21 protein-coding genes are annotated in these 20,168 nt (G+C 24.4%); 3 read left to right on the top strand and 18 right to left on the bottom strand.

The features are described from left to right. Nucleotides 1–24 precede the first annotated feature (24 nt). Nucleotides 25–2,112, bottom strand: a complete 2,088-nt coding sequence (locus ACRYA_RS02340; protein WP_105918132.1) for a hypothetical protein — start codon at nt 2,110–2,112, stop codon at nt 25–27. A 13-nt stretch (nt 2,113–2,125) separates the two neighbouring features. Next, nucleotides 2,126–2,461, bottom strand: a complete 336-nt coding sequence (locus tag ACRYA_RS02335; RefSeq protein WP_105918131.1) for a hypothetical protein — start codon at nt 2,459–2,461, stop codon at nt 2,126–2,128. A 261-nt stretch (nt 2,462–2,722) separates the two neighbouring features. Between ACRYA_RS02335 and ACRYA_RS02330 the strand changes: the two genes are divergently transcribed. Together ACRYA_RS02330 and ACRYA_RS02325 are read left to right on the top strand one after the other, a co-directional pair. Next, nucleotides 2,723–4,363, top strand: a complete 1,641-nt coding sequence (locus ACRYA_RS02330) for a hypothetical protein (protein WP_105918130.1) — start codon at nt 2,723–2,725, stop codon at nt 4,361–4,363. A gap of 50 nt (nt 4,364–4,413) precedes the next feature. Further along, nucleotides 4,414–5,943 (top strand): pentapeptide repeat-containing protein, encoded by a 1,530-nt coding sequence (locus tag ACRYA_RS02325; protein WP_105918129.1) that lies wholly within the window; start codon nt 4,414–4,416, stop codon nt 5,941–5,943. Nucleotides 5,944–5,980: 37 nt separating this feature from the next. Here ACRYA_RS02325 and ACRYA_RS02320 read toward each other — a convergent pair whose 3' ends face one another. The 14 genes from ACRYA_RS02320 to ACRYA_RS02260 all read right to left on the bottom strand — a co-directional run bounded on the left by ACRYA_RS02320 (nt 5,981) and on the right by ACRYA_RS02260 (nt 16,991). Further along, on the bottom strand, nt 5,981–6,661 hold the full coding sequence (locus ACRYA_RS02320; protein WP_105918128.1) for a hypothetical protein: 681 nt from the start codon (nt 6,659–6,661) through the stop codon (nt 5,981–5,983). Nucleotides 6,662–6,753: 92 nt separating this feature from the next. Further along, the gene (locus tag ACRYA_RS10715; protein WP_165786113.1) at nt 6,754–6,891 is read right to left on the bottom strand and encodes a hypothetical protein; all 138 of its coding nucleotides are present in this window, start codon (nt 6,889–6,891) and stop codon (nt 6,754–6,756) included. Nucleotides 6,892–6,921: 30 nt separating this feature from the next. Continuing rightward, on the bottom strand, nt 6,922–9,804 hold the full coding sequence (locus tag ACRYA_RS02315) for a hypothetical protein (RefSeq protein WP_105918127.1): 2,883 nt from the start codon (nt 9,802–9,804) through the stop codon (nt 6,922–6,924). A gap of 1 nt (nt 9,805) precedes the next feature. Continuing rightward, the gene (locus ACRYA_RS02310; RefSeq protein ID WP_105918126.1) at nt 9,806–10,108 is read right to left on the bottom strand and encodes a hypothetical protein; all 303 of its coding nucleotides are present in this window, start codon (nt 10,106–10,108) and stop codon (nt 9,806–9,808) included. A gap of 17 nt (nt 10,109–10,125) precedes the next feature. After that, entirely contained in the window at nt 10,126–10,479 is a 354-nt protein-coding gene (locus ACRYA_RS02305) for a hypothetical protein (protein ID WP_105918125.1), read from the bottom strand. Beyond that, nucleotides 10,451–10,996: a hypothetical protein gene (locus tag ACRYA_RS02300; protein WP_170144471.1), complete on the bottom strand. Its 546-nt coding sequence runs from the start codon at nt 10,994–10,996 to the stop codon at nt 10,451–10,453. Before ACRYA_RS02300 ends, ACRYA_RS02305 begins: the two co-directional genes overlap by 29 nt. After that, nucleotides 10,947–11,456, bottom strand: a complete 510-nt coding sequence (locus tag ACRYA_RS02295; protein ID WP_105918124.1) for a hypothetical protein — start codon at nt 11,454–11,456, stop codon at nt 10,947–10,949. Before ACRYA_RS02295 ends, ACRYA_RS02300 begins: the two co-directional genes overlap by 50 nt. After that, a complete protein-coding gene (locus ACRYA_RS02290; RefSeq protein ID WP_170144470.1) occupies nt 11,457–13,058 on the bottom strand; it encodes a type IV secretory system conjugative DNA transfer family protein in 1,602 nt (533 codons plus the stop codon). 486 nt (nt 13,059–13,544) lie between these two features. Beyond that, nucleotides 13,545–14,390, bottom strand: a complete 846-nt coding sequence (locus tag ACRYA_RS02285; RefSeq protein WP_105918123.1) for a hypothetical protein — start codon at nt 14,388–14,390, stop codon at nt 13,545–13,547. Further along, nucleotides 14,391–15,095 carry a hypothetical protein gene (locus ACRYA_RS02280; protein WP_105918122.1) on the bottom strand — a complete coding sequence of 235 codons (705 nt, stop codon included), beginning with the start codon at nt 15,093–15,095 and terminating at the stop codon, nt 14,391–14,393. Beyond that, nucleotides 15,092–15,487, bottom strand: coding sequence for a hypothetical protein (locus tag ACRYA_RS02275; protein WP_105918121.1), 396 nt, complete (start codon nt 15,485–15,487; stop codon nt 15,092–15,094). Before ACRYA_RS02275 ends, ACRYA_RS02280 begins: the two co-directional genes overlap by 4 nt. A gap of 10 nt (nt 15,488–15,497) precedes the next feature. Beyond that, nucleotides 15,498–15,881, bottom strand: coding sequence for a hypothetical protein (locus tag ACRYA_RS02270; RefSeq protein WP_105918120.1), 384 nt, complete (start codon nt 15,879–15,881; stop codon nt 15,498–15,500). Then, nucleotides 15,868–16,650 (bottom strand): division plane positioning ATPase MipZ, encoded by a 783-nt coding sequence (locus ACRYA_RS02265; protein WP_105918119.1) that lies wholly within the window; start codon nt 16,648–16,650, stop codon nt 15,868–15,870. Before ACRYA_RS02265 ends, ACRYA_RS02270 begins: the two co-directional genes overlap by 14 nt. Before the next feature lie 149 nt (nt 16,651–16,799). Then, a complete protein-coding gene (locus ACRYA_RS02260; RefSeq protein WP_105918118.1) occupies nt 16,800–16,991 on the bottom strand; it encodes a helix-turn-helix transcriptional regulator in 192 nt (63 codons plus the stop codon). Nucleotides 16,992–17,174: 183 nt separating this feature from the next. Here ACRYA_RS02260 and ACRYA_RS02255 point away from each other — a divergent pair, with 183 nt between their 5' ends. Then, entirely contained in the window at nt 17,175–18,269 is a 1,095-nt protein-coding gene (locus tag ACRYA_RS02255) for a hypothetical protein (protein WP_105918117.1), read from the top strand. 1,206 nt (nt 18,270–19,475) lie between these two features. On the opposite strand, the gene ACRYA_RS02250 is transcribed toward ACRYA_RS02255, so the two are convergent. Beyond that, nucleotides 19,476–19,838: a helix-turn-helix domain-containing protein gene (locus ACRYA_RS02250; RefSeq protein ID WP_105918116.1), complete on the bottom strand. Its 363-nt coding sequence runs from the start codon at nt 19,836–19,838 to the stop codon at nt 19,476–19,478. 1 nt (nt 19,839) lies between these two features. Further along, nucleotides 19,840–20,133 carry a type II toxin-antitoxin system HigB family toxin gene (locus ACRYA_RS02245; RefSeq protein WP_105918115.1) on the bottom strand — a complete coding sequence of 98 codons (294 nt, stop codon included), beginning with the start codon at nt 20,131–20,133 and terminating at the stop codon, nt 19,840–19,842. Nucleotides 20,134–20,168 lie beyond the last annotated feature (35 nt).

Here is a 20,168-nt window from a genome sequence, read left to right as displayed (position 1 = left end):
ATTTTACCTAACTTTACATATTTTTTAAATAATAAAATCAACTTTATTAATATATTCATCAAATTCTTTTTCTTTTTCGATTTTAAAAGGGTAATCTTTTTCTAAAATTTCTTTTGGATGTATTTTAATAGGAATTAATCGAGAAAGAATAATTATTGGTGATTTTTCACTTAACCTAGGCATTTGAACTAATTTTCTTTCAAAAGAATGTTTATGCAAAATTATTGGTGGTGGATTTTTCAAATAAATCATAAAATTTTTATACATTTCTTCTAAATTATTGTAAAGAATAAAATATGCTATGTGGATAATTTGTTCATTTTTTTCCATTGATAAAATTGGGAATTTATTTTTTCTAAAATAATTTAACAATATTTCTTTATCAATTATAGGTATATCATTAATACTTAAACCTACTAAAGTTCTATTGCTATTAATAATAAATGTTATAATTTCATATTCAACATTAGGATTAAAATCCCACTTTAAAATCTCAAAAACTTTTCTCAAATCTTGTAATATAAACTCTTTTTTTCTATTAACTTGAATTGAAGCCTCATCCTTTAATCTTTTATAGGTATTAAATTCTCTCTGAGGAGAATCTGATGTAATAATACATTTTGTTTCAGCTAATAATATTTTATTACCTATTCTACAAAGAAAATCTATTTGTTCTTCTTTATTATTATTTAATTTGATTCTTTTACTAACTGATTTATTAAAATCTTTAATTTCTTTGTTATTTTCTATTACTTTATTAAAATCTTTTACAATTAATGTTTCATAGTAATCACCTCTTTTATCCAATGGAATATCTAGCTTTACAAGCCATTTCTCAACTGTTCGTAATAAATTAGGTGAGTCAATCGCTCCTGTTAATAAAATGTATTCATCTTTTGATATTGAAATTATTGGATTTACCCATAAATCATCATTTTTATTTCCTTCATATTCTAAAAATTTTAATATTATTTCAATTTTTAAGAATTTATATCCTGTAAGTTCACATAAAGATTTAATTAATTTTCTTTTTTTTATTATTGGACAGAATTGAAGAAGTTTTTCAAATTCATTTTCTTCAATATTTTCATCTACATAATTATCTTCAAATTGTAGAGCTAATAGCACTAATTGTTTAAAAACCTTTAAAATATCTAAAATGTTGAATTGATTATTATAGTAATTTTTCATAATCTCAGTAGGAATAAAATCACTTAAATATGCTTCTTGGGATAATAAAGATAAATAAGTACTCATAATTTTATTATTTTCACTAAATTTAACTACTTGAAAAGCTTTAGAATTTTTAATGTATTTAAATTCTTTTTTTATTTTTGTATATAAATAATCATCTCCTATTGCAAAAAATGCCCGTTGAGTAACTATTTTTTCTCTTCGTTGATTACTTATAAGAGAAATTTTTTCATATTCCGATTCTGCTTGGAATACAATATAATAAGTTTCTCCATTTTCACTTTTTTTTCTAAAGAATTGATAATCTAATAAAATAATTAAATTCCAATAATTTTCTAATGCACTATACATTCCTGATAAATAAGCTTCTTTTTTTACAAAAGAGAGTTTTGAAATAGGTTTATCTGAAATCTTTAATTTAATATTCTCATTCATTTTAATGATACAGTTGTGTATTGCATTCGATATGCTATCAACAGAACCGTGAACTATATCTTCTGCTATTAGTTCATTTTTCATAAAATTATTATTAAATGTTATATTAATTAAATTTGTTTCAGAGTTTTTAAATTTTTCTAACAATATTTTTTTCTCTCTATTAGAAATTGAAAAATAAAATTTTATTATTTCTTCATAAGCTAAAAATGGATTTTCATTATTATATAAATTTTTCAACTCTTCTCTTATCTCTTCTAAAAAAATACCAAATATTAATCCCGCAATAAAAATATTCAAATCCTGATCAAAATAAGAGCCTTCAGATTCAATATCTTTTTCATCTTCAAAAATGGTTAATTTTTTTGATTCCTCCTCTAAATATTTTTGAAAATCTTCAATCCATTTTTCAATCTTAAAACTTTTATGAAAGGGATGGCTAATACCACCTTTGTTTATTTTATTTAAAAAACTTTTTTTCATTTTATTTTACCAATCATTTTCTAAATCCACTAACAAGATTCAATAAATCCTGTTCTGTTGAATACATATTACTTTCTTTATTTTCAATTTTATTTACTGTATTAAATTGTTCTACATTTTCAACTTTTTTTTCTCTAACTTTTATAAAACTTTGCAAAGCAGTTAAACTTTTATCATTTTTTAAATTATAAGTATCTTCTAAAAATTGTGCAATTCTTGAAACAGAAAAGCCCTCTTTTTTTAGAAACAATATATCAGCTTCATAATCTTGATATTTAGATTTTTTACTATTTATTTGTTCTTTTTCTTTATTTTTTGCCAAAGCTAAAGCTTGTTTTGAAATTGACATATACATATATCCTAACTATATATTTTACTAATATAAAACTATATAATAAATTATATAAATCTATCTTTAACTAATATATTAACTATATTATTCTATATGTACACCAAATATAACTAATATATAAACTATCTATTAACTATTTTGAATGTAATTATATTAATCAGGTAATGACATAAAATATTTAAGCAATAAATTGCTACAATATTTTAATGTCTAAGCTATATGCTTAACTATCGTCAAGCTTTCTTTTAAAGGAGTATTATGAGCAAGAATGAATCATCATATAGAGTTGATTTACATATTTTAGACCATGCAGAAACTATTTATAATAGTATTGATGAATATAATCCTTTAAAACACAAAGCTCATTTTAAATGCTCTATTGATACAAGCCAATTAATTGCAAATGGATTTAATTCAAAAGATAAAATTAACAATGTAATGAAATTAATGCTTGATGAGATAATCAATACAAAATATACTTTTAGAGTAAAAACTAGAGAATACATAGATAAAAATGGAAATAAAAAAGAGTACTTTTCAAATAAGAGTTTTGAATTAAGTAGTGATACTTTAGCTGCTTATCACAATAGAGCTTTTAACAGTGATATAGATTTTGATAATATTGAGCCACACTTTCATCTTTTATTTAATTCTACAAAACATACTGGATTAAACTATTATCATTTAAAAAAGCATTTATCTAATATAGCAAGTAAATACAATTTAGTATTTCACTTTGATGAAGAGAAAGATAGAAGTGTAAATAAGTTTCAAGGTTTAATGGAAAAATGTAGTAGATTCTCTTGGTTCACTCAAAAGATGACAGATAAGCAAGTAATTAACTATGTTAATTCAAAAGGTGATGATTTAACAAAGAACTTAGAGCTTTTATATGATTATGCAACTGCAACTGGTAATTTACAGTTTTATATTAAAGCTATGAACAATATAAAAAAAAGATTAGATAGATTAAATTTGAACTTTGAGTTTAGAAGTAATAATATAAAAGATATCTACCCTATTCCAATTGATGAGATTACAAATGAGACTTTAATTGCAATAGCAAATAAAGATAAAGTAAAATTAAAAGAGCTTATGACTAGAGATAACTTTCTAGCAAGAGATTATATTAAATATACAAATGGCTTTCAATCTACAATAATTGAAGAGCTAAAGCAAAGAGATTATATCTTTCCTTTGATTTCATCAAATGATTTAGTAATGGAAAATATGAAAGGTAGAAGTAAATCATCATCTAATGTAAAAAGTGATAATAAATATCTATCTTTTAACAATGCTGTTAAAAATGATATATTAGAAGCTTTAAAATATGCAAAAAATGAAGTTGAACTAAAAGATATACTTTCAAACTTTGGATACAAAGATTTAGGATTTAGAAATCAAAATATTCAAGGTAAAAGAAAAAAGACTGGATTAAAATTTAGCTATGAAGATAAAAGCTATACCGTATATTTTAATCAAATAGGACTTGATGATAGTACTATCTTATTTCACTTACAAAACAATGCAAAAGCTAACATTGTAAATGATTTAGATTATAGTAAAAAATCAAATATTGAAAATCTAAAGTTCTTTAACTCATACCAAAATAAGATATTCAAAGATATTTACAATCTTGAAAGTGATATTGATTTATCAAGATATTATATTTCTCAAGAAAATGATAATGTTAAATTTAAAAGTAAAGATAAAAATATTGAGATTGAAGATAGAATTGAAGAGATATTATCAACTGAAAATATAACAGATGAAGATGCAAAATTAATTGCTAAATTGATGATTCAAAAAGGATGGACTGATATTAAGAAAGTTAACTTTAATGAATCTAGTAAAGAGTTTATTAACAAAATTAAAGACGAATTTGAAAAAGAAAGATAATATTTTTTGATATAATTAATAAGATATTTTTAAATTAGAAAAAAGGTAATATGCTAAAAATTATAAAAAAAAATATAACGTTCAAAAATAAAAAATTTTCTAATTTTAAAAATGAAATAAAAGATGATTTAACTAAAGTTGAAAAAATTAAATTTATTAATTGTACTTTTACTAATTGCTTTTCAGATAATTTAATAATAAATAAAAATTGTGAGGTGATTTTTGAAAAATGTACTATTAAAGGAGAATTTAGACACATATTTTGTGAATCAATTATTTTTAAAGATTCTGAAATTGAGAAGTATTATTTTAATAATCCTTCAGAAGATAAAATTAAAATAAAAGATTTATTATTTTTTAATTCAAAAATAGATAATTTAGAATTAGAAGGAGTTGTTCTTAAAGAACAACTTATAAAAAATAACAATAATATAAAAGAAAAATTTAAAGAGATTAAGTCTCTGATATTAAAAAATTGTTCAATAGAAAAAAATTTCATAATAGATTCATCAGAAAGAAAAAAGGAAAATGATTCTAAGCGATTCAAAATTACTAAATTAGATTTAACTAATTCCATATTTGAAGAAAATACAAAAGTAAAAATCCAATTCTGTGATGTAAATGATGCAATATTCTATAATACTAAATTTAAAGATTTAGCTGATTTTTATCAAAGTAAATTTGAAAAAGTTAATTTTGAGAGAACTGATTTTGAAAAAATATCAGTTTTTAGTGAATCAGAATTTAATTGTGACCTAGATTTTAAGTACACAAAGTTTTTGGGAAAAGCAATATTTAGGGATACTATAGTTTCTGGAAAGTTTGATTTAAGAAATTCTATTTTTGATGCCGAAGCAAATTTTTTAGATATTACATCGAAATCAAGAAAGAAGTATGATGAAATAACAAATGATTATAAATTTATTGGAGAACCAACTGATATAAATGTTGCCAATAGAGAGACAGCAAGAATTATTAAGAATTTTTATGATAATTCAAATAATATTATTGAGGCTAATAGATTTTATAAATTGGAAATGAAAAAAAGAATGGAAGAATATAATTCTTTGAAAAAAAGTGATTATAGAACATTTGAAAGATTAATATTCATACTACATGAATGGAGTTCTAATCATTCACAAAATTGGTTCTTGCCTTTTTTCTGGATTGTATCACTTACTTTTGGATATTCACTTTTTGCTTGTGATTTTACTAATAATTCTATTAATAATAAAATTATTTTAGATTTAATTGAATTAACATTTGACACTACAGGTGTTGTTACAATTACATTCATTATTAATTGTATTATATTAGCCTATCTTTCTTATTTAATATTAGAAAAAGACAACGTAATCATTCATCCTATACTTATTTATTTATTGGTTAGCTTTTATATGCTTTATGTGTATTTTTCATCTGATTTATATTTAAAATCTTTTGCAAATTCATTAAATCCATTTTCGCTAATGACTGGATCTGAAAAAATTACTATTTTAGGATTATGTTATAAAATAGCTATTGCATATCTAATTTATCAATTAATAGTTTCTATAAGACAAAATACAAGAAGGAAATAATCGATATGGTGGAAGAATTTAATCTTCCACCACTTCTTTAAAAGCCATCATAAATAATATAATTTATAATAAATAAAATAGGTAACAAAACTAGGATATAGTAAGTTATTCTTTTCTTCCAAAATAATTCAGTGATATCTCTTTTAAAATATTTTTGTTCAAAAATATCATACCCTATTATTAAAATTGACATAATAAAAGCACTTGCGATAGGTATATTAAAAAGAACAATAAGATAGAACAAAGTTCCAACTAATCCAAACATAATTCTAAACTTTTTCTTTTTATTTATATTTTCTTCATTTTCATCGCTATTTTGAACTTTAATAATATTTTCAATTTCTTCAATAGATGGTTTATACTCATCGCATTTTGCTTTAAGTAAATATCCATATTTTGATTGAGCTTTTAAAATTGCAAACATCATTACATATATTAGGAACAAGTTAATTGCGATTAAATATTGTGCATTAGCTTGTGAAAATACTCCAATAAAAAAATAGGTAAAAACAATAAAAGCAAAATATAATCCTGCTCTTTTAATCCAAAATTTAGCATCGTGCATTAATTTATTTTGATAAATATCATTTAAGACTATTAGATAAGGAGAAAAAATTATAGTCCAAAATAAAATTTTAGTTATTAAGTCATTCCATTCCTCAAAAAAACTATCTTTGATTGTTTTCTTAGTGATTAAATCAGTTGTGTTAAATCTCATTCTTTATTTTCCTTGTGTATATTTGTATTAAATAAATTACTCAATACATTAAAAGTAAATTCTATACAAATCAATATTAGCTTATTCTAAATTTATAAATAAGAATTTATTTTTGTTAAAATCTTTAACCAAAATCTTCTTGTTTTTTTTAGATTTTGTGTATCGTTTTTTAACTCAAAATCTAAATATTGAATTGTTTTATCTAAACTATTTTTTATTTTTTTTCTCATTTTAACTCCTTTTAAATATTGAAGCAAGAATTAAATTCTTGCTCCACCTAATGCTTGAACTCTTTCACCTAATTGATGTAATAATCCACTCTCTGTTTCATCTTTATATTTGAATTTAGCTAATATCATATCATCACCTTTTAGAATAATAAAATAAGCTAATATCATTCCTATAAAATAGATAAAAATATCCGAAAATCCAGTTATAACACTTTGTGTCACAAAAGATAAAGAAATACTTGAATCTTCATATAATGAATTTGATAAATTTAGTGTTGAAAAACAAATATCAAATATTAATGAGTAAACTCCAGTAATAATTTCAAAGCTAATAATAAACATAAAAAAAGAACTCACAATTAGTGTAGGCTTAATCACGTAAAGTATAAAACCATCCACCATATAAGAATTAACCCTATCTGTTTTTTCCTTGATTGTCATTTGCCAAAGAATCATAAATGGTGATACAAAAAAGTGCATGAAACAATCCCAAAAATATAGCCCTATTTTTAATATGGCTAATAGTGTTATAATAGCTGCAAAAATACCTTGTATCATAAGTTTATAGAAAATAACTGCTAATGAAAATGCCGTAACATAAATCATAAATGACTTAAATCCAGAACTTAAAAAATCTATACTTTGAGAAACTTTACTATTATCTTTCAAGCTTTTTTTAGTTTTTTGTTCGTTTGCTTCTTTTGTGAATTTATCTAATGATGATTTAGCGAAAGATAATAGTTTACCTTGTGGCATAAATATACCTGCAACTTCAAACAAAGATTCACCTGCTCCTTCAACTGCTTTTTCAAAAAATTGTCTAATTTCACCAAAATATGGCAACATATTATATATTTGATATGATGTTAATGTAGAAAAAGTATTTTTAATCCAGTTGCTTGTAACAGAGCCTAAAATTTCAGTATCAAGTGTTTGCTTAGATAAATTTTCATCTTCTTTTGTATATAAATCATTAGCTTTATTCACTAACATTGTTGTTACTGCTTCACCATTTGTTGTTCTTGATAATCCATCATAAGCATTGTTAATAATATTTGAATTTAGCATAAAAACATGACTTACTGGAAGAGTTGAAGCCATAAACCAACCAACATTTTTTACACCCAATAACTGAGTATCTACATATAATTGACTCATTGTAGTATATGAACTATTATTAGTTGTAACATTAAAATTTGAGTTTTTAGATAAATTGGTAATTGTTTTCTCGCTAACAGCCTTAGTTTTCTTCAAATATTCTCTGCCTATCATTAAAGATGTTTCAAGATTCTTACACATTAAAGGAGAAATTGTGCCTTTGCCATCAAAAATTTTACTACTTCCATTATCTAGATTCCAAAGTAAATCAATATGAGAATCTGCCATTTGAAAACCATTATATTTTTTATAACTTACTTCATGAGACGCTATACAATTGTCCTTAAAGAATGATTGAAGTACAGCTTGTTCAACAATTTCTCTTCTAGTTTGATTAAGAATATTTAATGTATCTTCATAGCTTCTTGTATGTGTTGCATTAAATAAATATCTCATATAAAAAACTGTTGCATTTGTAGCTGTAATATCAGCTATGGTTGCTCCAATATTACCTAAAAATCCAATTCCAATCTTAAACATAGTTGTTTGAGAATCTAATTGTGTAGCTTGATTATTATTTGTGGTAGTTATCTCAAATACTTTATCACTTTGATTATTATTAGAAGAAACTATTGATTCGGAATTCCCACTTGGAAAATGAATAAAAAATACTACTAACATAATTACAATAGCAGTCAATCTATTTGAGAAAGGGAAATCCCACTCTTTATTTTCATTGCTACTATTTAATTTAAACATTAAATATTTATATCCAATAATTCCACCTGTATATAAAAAAACCATAGCAAGAATTAAAATTCCTGCATAATCAAAAACAGCCTGCCAACCAAAAGACATAAACTCATAGTAAAGTCCAAATATTTTTTTATCAAAATATTGTTCAAAACTAAATACACTAGTATAGTTTACATTATCAACTTGACCACCAGTCATATTAGTATAAACTTCTGACACTTTATCTTTAAATGTTTCCCATATTCCTTTAGAATATTCAACAGAATCAAGAATTGTCATCTTTTTTTCAATTTCAGGATTTATGATTATATCTCCCGTTTGACTTACTCCTGATACAACATTACCATTTAAAGTTACTAGACCAGTTACAAATTGCGATACCGTAAAATTCTCTTTATCTTTGTTGTAATTAAGGTATTGTAGCCCTAAATCTTTTGCTCTTTTTTCAACATTATAGGAGTTTGTACTCAAACTATTTGTATCGTCTGTACTATTTCCAATTGTAAATATTTTCTTACCTAGTTTTTTAATTGCTTCCCAAGTTGTCTCATAATGACCATAATCAGGCATTACACTAAGATTTGAAGGCTTATATTCAGCATCAAACAGATTATATATATTATCTATCTCTAATGGAATATTAACAAGACTTGAACCTGATTTTGTGCCATCAATGTACCCTAACAGCAAAGTCCAGTTTGGAATTGAAAGAGTTATTGATTTACTAGCATCTCCAAATTCTTGTTCATTTATGTATGAGCAAGTAAAAGTTCCTTCTTTAAAGTTAAAATCTATTAGATATTTTTGAGCTTCAACTCTTGTTTTTGATTTTATATTTTCATTTTCATCATAAACGAATTTATATAAATCTTTACATATTGAAGTACTAGTATTAAAGTTTAAAGAATTTGATGTTGCACCTCTAATTATAGTAGCTGCCATTTTATCATCTAGCAAAGAGCTTCTATTTTCTGTTTGATACCTTATTATCTCTGCACCAATACTATTTGTTAAAAATAAAATAGTAAATAAAAATATATGTAATATATACTTCTTCATATTAGCTCTTTTGATAATTGCTAAGAAGATTTATAAATAATAAATCATTTATATCAAAATTTTCATTTTTAATATTTTTAAATTTCAAAGCTTCTGAAAAAAATATCAAATCATTAAAATTAATATGAAGTTTTTTTACGATTAAACCTAACATAACTATTTCATACTTACTTGGATTTGATATTTTTAAGTTATTCAGACTTGAAGCTGAAAGATTCTTTACACCACTCGTTAAATCCGTAGTTTTTTTTGCTCCAATCTTTTTAGCTATTTCTGGTGGAGTCAATAAACATAAATCATCCATTTCACATCCTTTATTTGTTATTTAAAGAACAATGCAAAAAGTAAAAATGCAATAACTATCATCAAATAGACAAATTTATTATTGTTTTTTGTTTTTTTATCATTCAACATTTTTTCAAACTGTAATTCAAACTCTTCCATTGATTTTGAGATACGAGCATTAATTTCAAGTTCACTTTGAGAGTTTAATTTTGCTTTTTGTTCACTTGCTTGTAAAAGAATAATTTCTTGAAGCTCTTCCATAATCTCAAATATATCTTTGATTTTTGATTCGTAAATATCAAGCTTTGAGACAACTTGTTTAATTATCTCATCGCCTAAAGCTTCGTGTAAAACTTCTAAATTACCTTTCGTTTTCTCTTGAGTACTCATGCTCATTTCCTTTTATATTTTCTGCTATATTTTCAGAACTTTGAGGATTAATATATTTCTCAAATTTCTTATCATCAAAAATTTCATACAAAGTATTACTATTTAAGAACTCTTTTAAATCAAGACTTTCAGCTTTTTCAATAATATTAATTCTCTCCCCTACTTGCTCAAAAAAATCATTGATTAATTTATCTTTTTGAGTAGTAGTATCATTTTGATTTTCTAGTCGATTTAACTCTTTTTTTGCTAACTCTTTTTTTGTTAAATAATAAATATCAACTAAAGCCATAAGCCCTAAAATATCGTGATTAGAGTTTTGAATCTCTCTTAATTTAGATGAAAAAGTTTTATACTCTTCATCTTTTAAATCTAATTTTTTCAAAAGCTCCGTTTTTGAAGCTCTTGTTCTTTCTTGCATATCTTTTATTTTTTGAATAAAATCTATTTTTCTAGCATTTGTTACCATTTTACAATCCTTTCTCTCGCCATCTTTGTCGTCTAGCTCGTTCTTTTTCATCTTCTGCTTCTTGATAAGTTTTATAGCTTTGTAGCTCTTCTTCTTTTTTTACATCTAAATCATTGCCATTAATTACACTTTTAATGGTTGCAATCTCTTTTTTTAAATTTGCCAACTCATCAACTTTTGAGTCAAGAGCTGAAAGTTTTAATTTATATTTCTCTAAAAAATCTAAAGCTTTTTGTTCATTCTCACCTACAAATTCACCTTTAGCTTTTCTCTCTTCAAAATCTTTAAATTCCTGTTTTAAATCGTATTGAGTTCCATAAACATCTTTTTTTAAACCATTCTCTTTAAACTCTTTTGTTATAAGTAAAAACTCTAAATCTGTAGAGTTTTCCCTCATTTTATGTAAATTAAGAAAATCTCTTGAAGTTCCATACTCACCTTTTCCAAACCATCTTTTAACTTTTTCTTTGATTTGCTCCCAAGCAGTTAAATTAAGTGTTTCTTTTTGCATTTAAGCTCCTAGTTCCATTTGTTTTTTTCTAATAACATCAACATCTACATATCTGTTTAGGACAACATCATCTTTGGCAGTTTTGTATAAGTTTTTTTGCACCATATACTTAGCCATAAATGGTGAAGCTATAGAGTTTCTAATTATGTACCCTTCCCCATTTTTAATGTTGCTTAACATTTCTGGTTTAAAAAAGTCTTCTTCGCTTTTTGAGAGTTTTGAATCTTCATTATTTTGAGATTTTTTTAGAGTTTTATCTCTTTTCATACTCTCTTCAAGTGTAATTTTTTCTACTTTTTGCACCTTAGAGTTGAGAAGTTTTATAAGTTCTACATCTTCTAATTTTAAAGATATGATTGTTTTTACATTAGCTATTATTTGCGAGTTATCAATACTTCCCATTGTCTCTTTTAAATCACTTTGAAAAGATAGTACTGCTCCCATATACAAACCTCTAATAACTGAGAGTAAATCTCCAATTTGATAGCTTTGATTGTTTTTTGTTTTTAACCATGAATTAATCTCATCCAAAATTACAAGTGTTGTAGTATCAGGGATAAAGTCCTTACCTCTTCTTTCGGCTAGTAGATTCAAAGTTGATACAAGAAGTTCCGCTAAAATTGGACTATAGATTTTATTTTGTCCAGGAAGATTTACAATAACTATTTTGTTTGAATCAATTGCATCCAAAATGTTTAAATCACTATTTACATTTTTTAGAATTGGTGCAAAAGAGTCAAAGAAATTAACTAAACTATCCATCAATCCTTGAGCAACTGAAAGGTCATAGAAAGTTCCACTTCTTTGTGGAAATCTCAAGCTTACTGCTTCAATGCCCTTAATAGTAGTTCCACCCTCTGTTGTTACTCCATTTAGATATGATTCTTTTAGCTTTTGCCAATCTGGAACATTTGAAAGCATAATTACAACATTCTTTAACTCATTATGAAATTGATTTTTTACACTATTATCAAGATGAGATAATGAGCTATTATTTTTACTTTCATCTTCAATAATCTTAATAAAGTTTGAATACAACTTAGCATTAATCTCATTTTTATTTGTCTCATAAATATCATCAAAAATTAGTAAAAATTTGATTAATAAATCTGTTTCGCTAAGAAGTCTATTAAATGAGAAATAATCAAGTTTCACTAAATGTTTTTGATACTCATCAACTTTATTACATGAATTAAAAACTTTATCAATTTTTGAAATGTCTAAAAAGAAATTTGCATCTCTTAAAGTTAATATTACTTTTAAAAGTGAAGATAAATAAAGCTTTGCTTTTCCATTCCACCCCCCGTCATCATTTCCCTCTAAATCAGCAATACTAGTTAGCATAGTAATAATGTCTTTTGAAGCTCCTAGCTCAAACAAATTAATTGTATTTGAGTTAAATTTACCTCTTTTATCTGGATTAAAGTCAAAAATTAATAAGTCTGATAACCTATTGTAAGTTGCACAAAGGCTTTGAACTCTTTGAAGCATTGAGTTGTCAGCTTTTCCAAAAATTGCAAATACTCCTGCTCCTCTTGATATACTTGATTCAATGTAAGCATTTAAAAGTAATTCAGTTTTTCCACCTCCACTTGTAGCCATTAAAGCACAATGCTCTTTTAAAATTGAATCATCAATTAATACTGGAGCTATTGCATTCTCTTTACTTGAAGTTCTTTTTTGAGATGGAATTGTTGTTTCTGTCTCATAATCAAGACCTAAAAATTTTCTAGCTTGATTGTAAATACTTAAAATATCTAAATCCTTTTTATGCCTTTTTACAATCGTTCCTAAGTGAACACTATATTTACTCTTTAAGTTATCATTATTTAAAAGGGGGGGGATAACTCCTTTATTTTGGCATCTTTAGTTTTATTTCTTAGTAAATTTTTTTGAAATTTAAAAGAGAAAAAATAGATAAAAAGTGCAAAAGCAAAAAAATGTATTTTTAAACTTATTGAAAAAACAAAAAATAGAATTATCCAAAGATACGAAGACCAAAAAACATCATCAATTAATTTCTCCTCATTATCATCAAGTTTTGTATAGGTATTAACCCTTATTTTATCGTTTATATTGTTTTCCATTTTATACCTCTTTTATATAAAAAATTGCATGTTTTAGGCTTAGACTAGAGTACTTGTCATGAGAGTAATCTCGCAAGAAATTTAAAAACTCTGTTTCTTCTGGATTGGCTATCTGAAAAAGTTGTGAAATACTTGGAAAGTATTGGTTTTCTTTAAAGATTTCAAATTTTGTAATAATTAGAAACTTTAGAGTTTTTACTGTTTTTATTTGTTGTAAATCTTCATCAGAGATTTTTTTATAATCAAAAGTTTCAGATTTTAAATTAATATACTCTATTAATTTTGAGTAAAATTGATTTATTTGAACTTGTTTATCTTGTAACTCATTAAACTCTTCCATATCAGCCTTTGAGATGTTAATTGTTACATTTTGGATAGTAAAATCTTTTGGACTATAATCATATGTTATCCCACTATAAAAATGAGAGTAGTCTTTTATCTTTTTTACAATTTTTTGAACAGAAGAAAAGTTGAATAATGGAGTCTCTTGATTAAGTTTTACCACTCGCTCATCTACCAACTCTAATTTACGATTATAAAAATAATTTACAACTAAAAAAACTAAGCCTATAGTGGCAAAAACTTGAAACTTAAATATACTCTCTGTTTGACTTATATTGTTTTGAAAATGTTCAAAAGTAAAAGTTAAGATGTGATTTAACCCCATAGAAATGGCAATTAAAACAACTAATATAATTCCTTGTTTTATAACAAAATTATTTCTGTTACTTCTTTGAAAATTAGTAAGTTTTTTATACTTTGTTAAGCCCCAAAGCATGGTAAGTAAAATAATTATTGATGAAAAAAATATGTAATAAAAAATTACTCTATCCGTCATAAGTTCCATTTATCGCTCCTTTTCGTTTTTATTTTCGAGTGTTTGATACTCTTGGATTTTTTTAGTATCTTTTGAATTTGAATAAGTGATTTTATTTTTTGAATCTGATTCAAATTCATTTTTTGAATTTTGAGTCTTATTTTTTAGGGATTCAAGCTTATCTTTTAAATTAGAATTTTCTTTTTCAAGTCCTGATTTTTGTCTCTCAATTTTATTTTTTTCAATCAGTAATTCAAGCTCTATTTTTAGATTTTGGTTCTCATCTCTTAGTTTTTCGACTGCTGATTTTAAATTTAAAATATCTTTTTCAATTTCTTCAAATAGTTTGTCTTTTTGTGTTTGAGTCAAATTATTAGTTGATAAATCATCGATTTTTAAATCAATCTTTTTACTTTCATTTCTTACATCTCCTATATCAGTTTCAATTTTTTCAGCTTCTTTTATTTTTTCTGAAAAATTATCATTATCAAACCCAATATTTGGGCTTAAATCTGATTTTACTTTATAAACCTTTTTTAAAAAATCGGTATTATCTTTTTCTTTTTCTAATTCGATTTTTATATCTTTATCTTTTTTTTGAAATTGATTAGATTTTAAATCTTTGATTTTTTGCTCTTGAAGTTCAATTTTTTCTGACACCTTTTGTAATTCAACTTCATTTTTCAAGCTCCATTTTTTAAGAGCTTGAAATTTATTTAATAATATATTTTTCATTTTTTACTCCATTTATAATTTTCTTGCTTTGGATTTAATTTAAATTGGGAAGAAAATGTTCTGATTGAAATCTGTTCAAAAAGACAAGGTTTATTTTTTGTGATAAAAATGAACTCCCACTCTTCTACAAAATCTATTTTTAATTTTTTTGAAATTGCAACACCTATTTTTTCGATATTAGTTGTATCTAATACACATTTTATATCTAAAAAAAAACCATCTATAACTACTTTTTTTCTAGAAAAATCATTTAAAAAAATAATATCTTCTGTCTCTTTTCCATTTAATGAATTAATCTCAATAGTTAGAATATATTCTTCGCTTAGTTCTATTTCATCTATTCTTGTATTTTCAATAATAATTTTCGATAAGAATTCAACTTTATTTTTCATTTTTAGACCTCTATTTTAAAATTATGAAATTCAATGCAGTTGTAACAACTGCGACAATTACTGATATCTTAACCACTGATAAACTAACTATCTTGTTGCTTATGTTTATGATTCTTTCTATTTTTTTTAAATCTTGATTTTTTCCTAAATCTTCGATTTTTTGGGCAAGAAAAGATAAATAAAGAGAGTAATTTCGAACCATCTCTTTTTCATCTTTTGATTCAAACTTGCTTATAATAGATGTATAATCTTTCATTTTTGAATTTAAATCTTGCAGTTGAGTAATGTTATTAATAACATCTTGATTTAAAACATCAAGTTTTAATATTGATGCTTTTAATTCGGCGGTAACTCTTTTTGCCTCACTTATAGTTACCTCATCATTTTTTTCCATTGAGTACCTCGTCCAGTGTTTGATGAGCTACATCAATAATTTCTTTTTTATAATTTTGAGAATCTTCAAAAATCTCCAAAATAAGACTGTATGAATATATTGAGTTTTTATCATTTTTATTGAAGGATTCTAATAATTTTTTATTTATATTTTCTTTTTCTTGCTCATCTTGAGCAAGCTCGTACACAGTTTTTTTAAGTTTACGGCTCAAATCTATACAATCGCTCTCTGGCAATATAATATATGGATATTTTTTTAACTCATCGTCATTCAAAAAATCACCGTATTGAAATTGAATTCTTTTTGGATTTCTCACCCGAGATAAAGCAAATAATACTTTTGCGTTTTTATCCATATCTAAAATAATTTTAAGGGTATTAACACCATTGAGCAAATCTTGTGAACCACCAGACATAGGGATTACAAACAAATCAACCATATTATACATATGTGTTGATTTTAGTGCTGATAAAAAATTAGAGGTAGTGGCATTACCCCCGATGTCCATTACTTTATTATTTTTATCTTCGCTCAAAAACAAATCCCTTACAGTTTGATTTAGGTCTTTTGCATTAGATTCAACATTTATTTGTTTTGTTTTTATTCTTGATTTTGAAAATATTTTTGCATCTTGGTTTTGATTATCTAACTCAAGCAACTCTACTTCTTGTCCTCGGGCAAGAAAATATGTAGCAATAGATTGCATTGAACTTGTTGATTTAGATGAACCACCTTTTGTGTTTGCCGTTACTATTTTTTGATTTTTCATTTTTAATCCTCTTTAATTTAAAAAAAGGTTGAATAATCATTACTATTATGAGTTATGATATAATTGCAATGGTTAAAAACTAATATTTATGGTTTTACCTACCTCTCTCTTTTGTCACTCGTCGAAAAGTTTTTTAAAGAGGGAGTTTTTTATATATGTCTTTTTTGTTTTTGTTCCTCCATCCAGTTTTTAATTTCTTCAACACTATATAGTGGATAACTAAAACCATCAATAAGAATAGGCTTCACAAATTTACCATTTTTTATTATTTCAGTTATTTTTGTTTTACCTATACTTATATATTTCTCTATCTCACCACTTTGAATAAATTTGTCTTCCATTTATTAACTCCTTATTGTAATATATACATTTATTTTATAAATAAATGTATAAAATGTATTATATACAATATTTTAAGTAGTGTCAATGTTTTTTACATTATTTTGATATTAATTGATAATATATTGTACTATTTACATTATTTTGATATAATCTAAAATCAAAATAAAAATATAGGTATAAAAATGAAAGAAAATATAAAAAAAATTTTAGATATTTCAGATAAAACATACTATAACTGGAAAAATCAAAATAGACCAATAATAGAACTTCTTCACAAATATTTTACAGATTCTGAAATTGAAGAGTTTTTACAAACTGGTGAAATTATTAATTTTGAAGCAACAAATTATATAAAAAATAATTTTATGAAAATAAATAAAAATAAATATATTCAAAGCTTTAAAAGTACTAGTTCATCACTAAGAAGTATTTATGAAGAATATATTAAAGACTTTTATTTTTACTTTTTAAGCAATTTAAAAAATAAAAAGAATTTCTTTTCTTCAACAGATTATGAGTATGAATCAAATTTGATTGAAAAATATGACTTCAATAAAGCACTAAGTGATTATATATTCAAAAATCAAGAAAAAGAGTTCGAAAAAGGTAACTTTGATAAAAGGTTATTATATTTAAAAGAAAAATTAGAAAAAGAACATACAAACTTTATAGAATTTACAGATGAAAACTTTTCAAATGAAGATAATGCTAAATCAAAAACTGATAATTTTAATTTTAATGAAAAAAAAGAGAAGCAAAATTTAATTAAAGAAATAATTGAGCATTCTCAAAAGCAATTTGAACACATATACAATCACTTATCATTCATACAATATTGGGATAATGATATGTACTTCTTTATTAATTATTTGATTAAAACTGATTTTGAATTATTCATAAATTCAAATAATGATGAATTGTTATATCATGCAATAGGTTTTTTAGTTTATTCAAATAATAACTTTAAAGAGGAAGATATTTTATATGACAATAAAGTATCTGTTGTAAATGAAATTTATGGATATTTTAGTGAAAATAAAAATGAAATAAATAAAGAACTAATAAAAGAAATATCATTAGAGTTTGAGAAATTAGATGAGTTTAAAAATTACAAAAGAATTAGTGAATATTTAAAAAAGATAAATAAAGAATTATCTAAAGAAGAAATATACAAAATAATTTTAGAACCTAAAAAGTTAGAAAAAATAAATAAAGAAATAGAAGAATTTGAGAGAAATAAATTTGGAGAAAAAATTTTAGAAAATTTAATTTCATAATATAAATCTTAACCACCTTTTTTGTCATCGTTGTCTCCTTTTTTAATCTAATTTTTAAGTGAAAAGAAAGAAGAGAAGGAAGATGATTTGATAGGGGAGAGAGGGAAGCGGAGACAACTTGCCCTTGCAACAAAATGAATTTAACACTTTGTTACAAGGGCAAGTTAAGTTATGACTCGACTTTTTCGGTCAGTCGCTTCGACTTAAGTAGATTATTGTTCAGCTCTTAATCTACAACACAATTACACTAGACGGTTCCCCTTATCTAGTAACCTATATCTTTATCAATCCAGTATTAGTATTTTACTAATTTAAAAACCTCTGTTTTATATCTTAACTGGTAAATCTATAGGAGTGTTCTTACTACTATATTAAAATAGTAGAACGGGCATCTCCAAGGTGAATCGTACCACATACACATCCTCACACCTTGCTGATTTGGTCTCTTATTTGGCTATGATTATTTTCAGTGAGTTCATTCTCACCTCATGCAAGTATTCCATTTATTGTAGGATTTCGCCTTACAGTGCAGTCCTTACATTCTACCGCTTAATAATAGTTTTATTTAGACAATATTTTATTCTCAACATTTAAGTTGCTTTTTTAAATTAGAATAAGGTTGATTTTATTTGTGATTTATGTTATTATGCTTTCACTTTTTTAGCAATTCTTGTAGTCGCCAAACTAACATGGAAAGAATTGCTAGGAACCTCCTTTTTAAACTTCAAAATATTCTCCAACAATTAAGTGGCTTTTATATTTTTTAATTTAACAATTGAATTATTTTAAGATTAATAAAAAATTAGAGTGCTTTTTGGCAATCTTACACTCAATTTAAATACTTAGAGCTTAGGCAAATTTATCGGGCGATAAATCTAACTAAGCAGTGTAAGCTTGCCAAAGCTCTAAATATTTATAAAGCTAGTATATAAGATTTTATAGGCTTTGTAAATAAAGAGATTTTATTAAAAGTTTATTTTAGTTTGATTTTTCTTGATTTGATTTGAGAAATAATTATTCGAAAGATAGACAAATAAACTTAAATTTATAAATTAACTTTTATATTTTATAATAAATTAATATTATAAAGAAAGTGTCTTGTAACAACTGGATTAACACCTTTTTGCTAATATTTTACCTAGCCAGTTGTTTGCTCACTTTTTGAAACGGATTTTTCTAAAAATCCTAAAAAGTCGAGCTATATAATTATACAATCTTAACTAAAGTTTCTACAGAAATATGTAAAGCTTGAGATAAATTTCGAACCATAGTTAAAGAAAGAGATATTTTTCTATTTAAAAGCTCAGATACTTTACTTTTATTTCCAATATAAGGTATTAAATCTTTTTGTTTTAAATTCATCTCTTCCATTCTATATTTTATAGCTTCTATTGGGTCTGGAGTTTCAATAGTCCAGTTTATCTCTTCATATTTTTCAACCAATAAAGCTAATATTTCAAGTTCATCACTTTGTGGAGTTCCTATTTTTGGATTTAGTTCCATTAACTCATCAATCCTATTTAGAGCTTTATCATAATCTTTTTCAGTTTTTAAAATTTTTAATTGCATTTTAGATTTCCTTTGCATTTATTTTGTTATATTCTGCATGAGTACCAATAAACTTAACTCTTACTATTTTTCTTAAATAATCAATATGAACTATAAGCCTATAATCATTGCCTTTGATATTAAAAACAACTCTATTGTCTTCTAAAAAAGAGGCACTAGAATAAATTTTTTTAATATCATCAGGAGTTTTCCACTCTGCTTTTTTTGCATCTTGATGCCAAACTTCTAAAGCAGTTTTAGCTTGTGTATGTTTTTCATAAAATTGTATTAATGTTCTTTTACTTATTATGTTCATTTGGAATACTATCCTTTGTTCCTTTATAGGGAACT

This window comes from Aliarcobacter cryaerophilus ATCC 43158 (assembly GCF_003660105.1).
GTDB classification, from domain to species: domain Bacteria; phylum Campylobacterota; class Campylobacteria; order Campylobacterales; family Arcobacteraceae; genus Aliarcobacter; species Aliarcobacter cryaerophilus.
This window is presented reverse-complemented; position numbering and strand designations above follow the sequence as displayed.

Bases quoted from the DNA above. Each gene is read 5' to 3' on its own strand.
- ACRYA_RS02295 (WP_105918124.1), bottom strand. From the start codon at position 11,456: ATGCAAAAAGAAACACTTAATTTAACTGCTTGGGAGCAAATCAAAGAA.
- ACRYA_RS02340 (WP_105918132.1), bottom strand. From the start codon at position 2,112: ATGAAAAAAAGTTTTTTAAATAAAATAAACAAAGGTGGTATTAGCCAT.
- ACRYA_RS02330 (WP_105918130.1), top strand. From the start codon at position 2,723: ATGAGCAAGAATGAATCATCATATAGAGTTGATTTACATATTTTAGAC.
- ACRYA_RS02280 (WP_105918122.1), bottom strand. From the start codon at position 15,095: ATGAAAAATATATTATTAAATAAATTTCAAGCTCTTAAAAAATGGAGC.
- ACRYA_RS02335 (WP_105918131.1), bottom strand. From the start codon at position 2,461: ATGTCAATTTCAAAACAAGCTTTAGCTTTGGCAAAAAATAAAGAAAAA.
- ACRYA_RS02290 (WP_170144470.1), bottom strand. From the start codon at position 13,058: ATGGCTACAAGTGGAGGTGGAAAAACTGAATTACTTTTAAATGCTTAC.
- ACRYA_RS02300 (WP_170144471.1), bottom strand. From the start codon at position 10,996: ATGAAAAAGAACGAGCTAGACGACAAAGATGGCGAGAGAAAGGATTGT.
- ACRYA_RS02315 (WP_105918127.1), bottom strand. From the start codon at position 9,804: ATGAAGAAGTATATATTACATATATTTTTATTTACTATTTTATTTTTA.
- ACRYA_RS02260 (WP_105918118.1), bottom strand. From the start codon at position 16,991: ATGGAAGACAAATTTATTCAAAGTGGTGAGATAGAGAAATATATAAGT.
- ACRYA_RS02275 (WP_105918121.1), bottom strand. From the start codon at position 15,487: ATGAAAAATAAAGTTGAATTCTTATCGAAAATTATTATTGAAAATACA.
- ACRYA_RS02270 (WP_105918120.1), bottom strand. From the start codon at position 15,881: ATGGAAAAAAATGATGAGGTAACTATAAGTGAGGCAAAAAGAGTTACC.
- ACRYA_RS02250 (WP_105918116.1), bottom strand. From the start codon at position 19,838: ATGCAATTAAAAATTTTAAAAACTGAAAAAGATTATGATAAAGCTCTA.
- ACRYA_RS02265 (WP_105918119.1), bottom strand. From the start codon at position 16,650: ATGAAAAATCAAAAAATAGTAACGGCAAACACAAAAGGTGGTTCATCT.
- ACRYA_RS02320 (WP_105918128.1), bottom strand. From the start codon at position 6,661: ATGAGATTTAACACAACTGATTTAATCACTAAGAAAACAATCAAAGAT.
- ACRYA_RS02305 (WP_105918125.1), bottom strand. From the start codon at position 10,479: ATGAGTACTCAAGAGAAAACGAAAGGTAATTTAGAAGTTTTACACGAA.
- ACRYA_RS02255 (WP_105918117.1), top strand. From the start codon at position 17,175: ATGAAAGAAAATATAAAAAAAATTTTAGATATTTCAGATAAAACATAC.
- ACRYA_RS10715 (WP_165786113.1), bottom strand. From the start codon at position 6,891: ATGAGAAAAAAAATAAAAAATAGTTTAGATAAAACAATTCAATATTTA.
- ACRYA_RS02325 (WP_105918129.1), top strand. From the start codon at position 4,414: ATGCTAAAAATTATAAAAAAAAATATAACGTTCAAAAATAAAAAATTT.
- ACRYA_RS02310 (WP_105918126.1), bottom strand. From the start codon at position 10,108: ATGGATGATTTATGTTTATTGACTCCACCAGAAATAGCTAAAAAGATT.
- ACRYA_RS02245 (WP_105918115.1), bottom strand. From the start codon at position 20,133: ATGAACATAATAAGTAAAAGAACATTAATACAATTTTATGAAAAACAT.
- ACRYA_RS02285 (WP_105918123.1), bottom strand. From the start codon at position 14,390: ATGGAACTTATGACGGATAGAGTAATTTTTTATTACATATTTTTTTCA.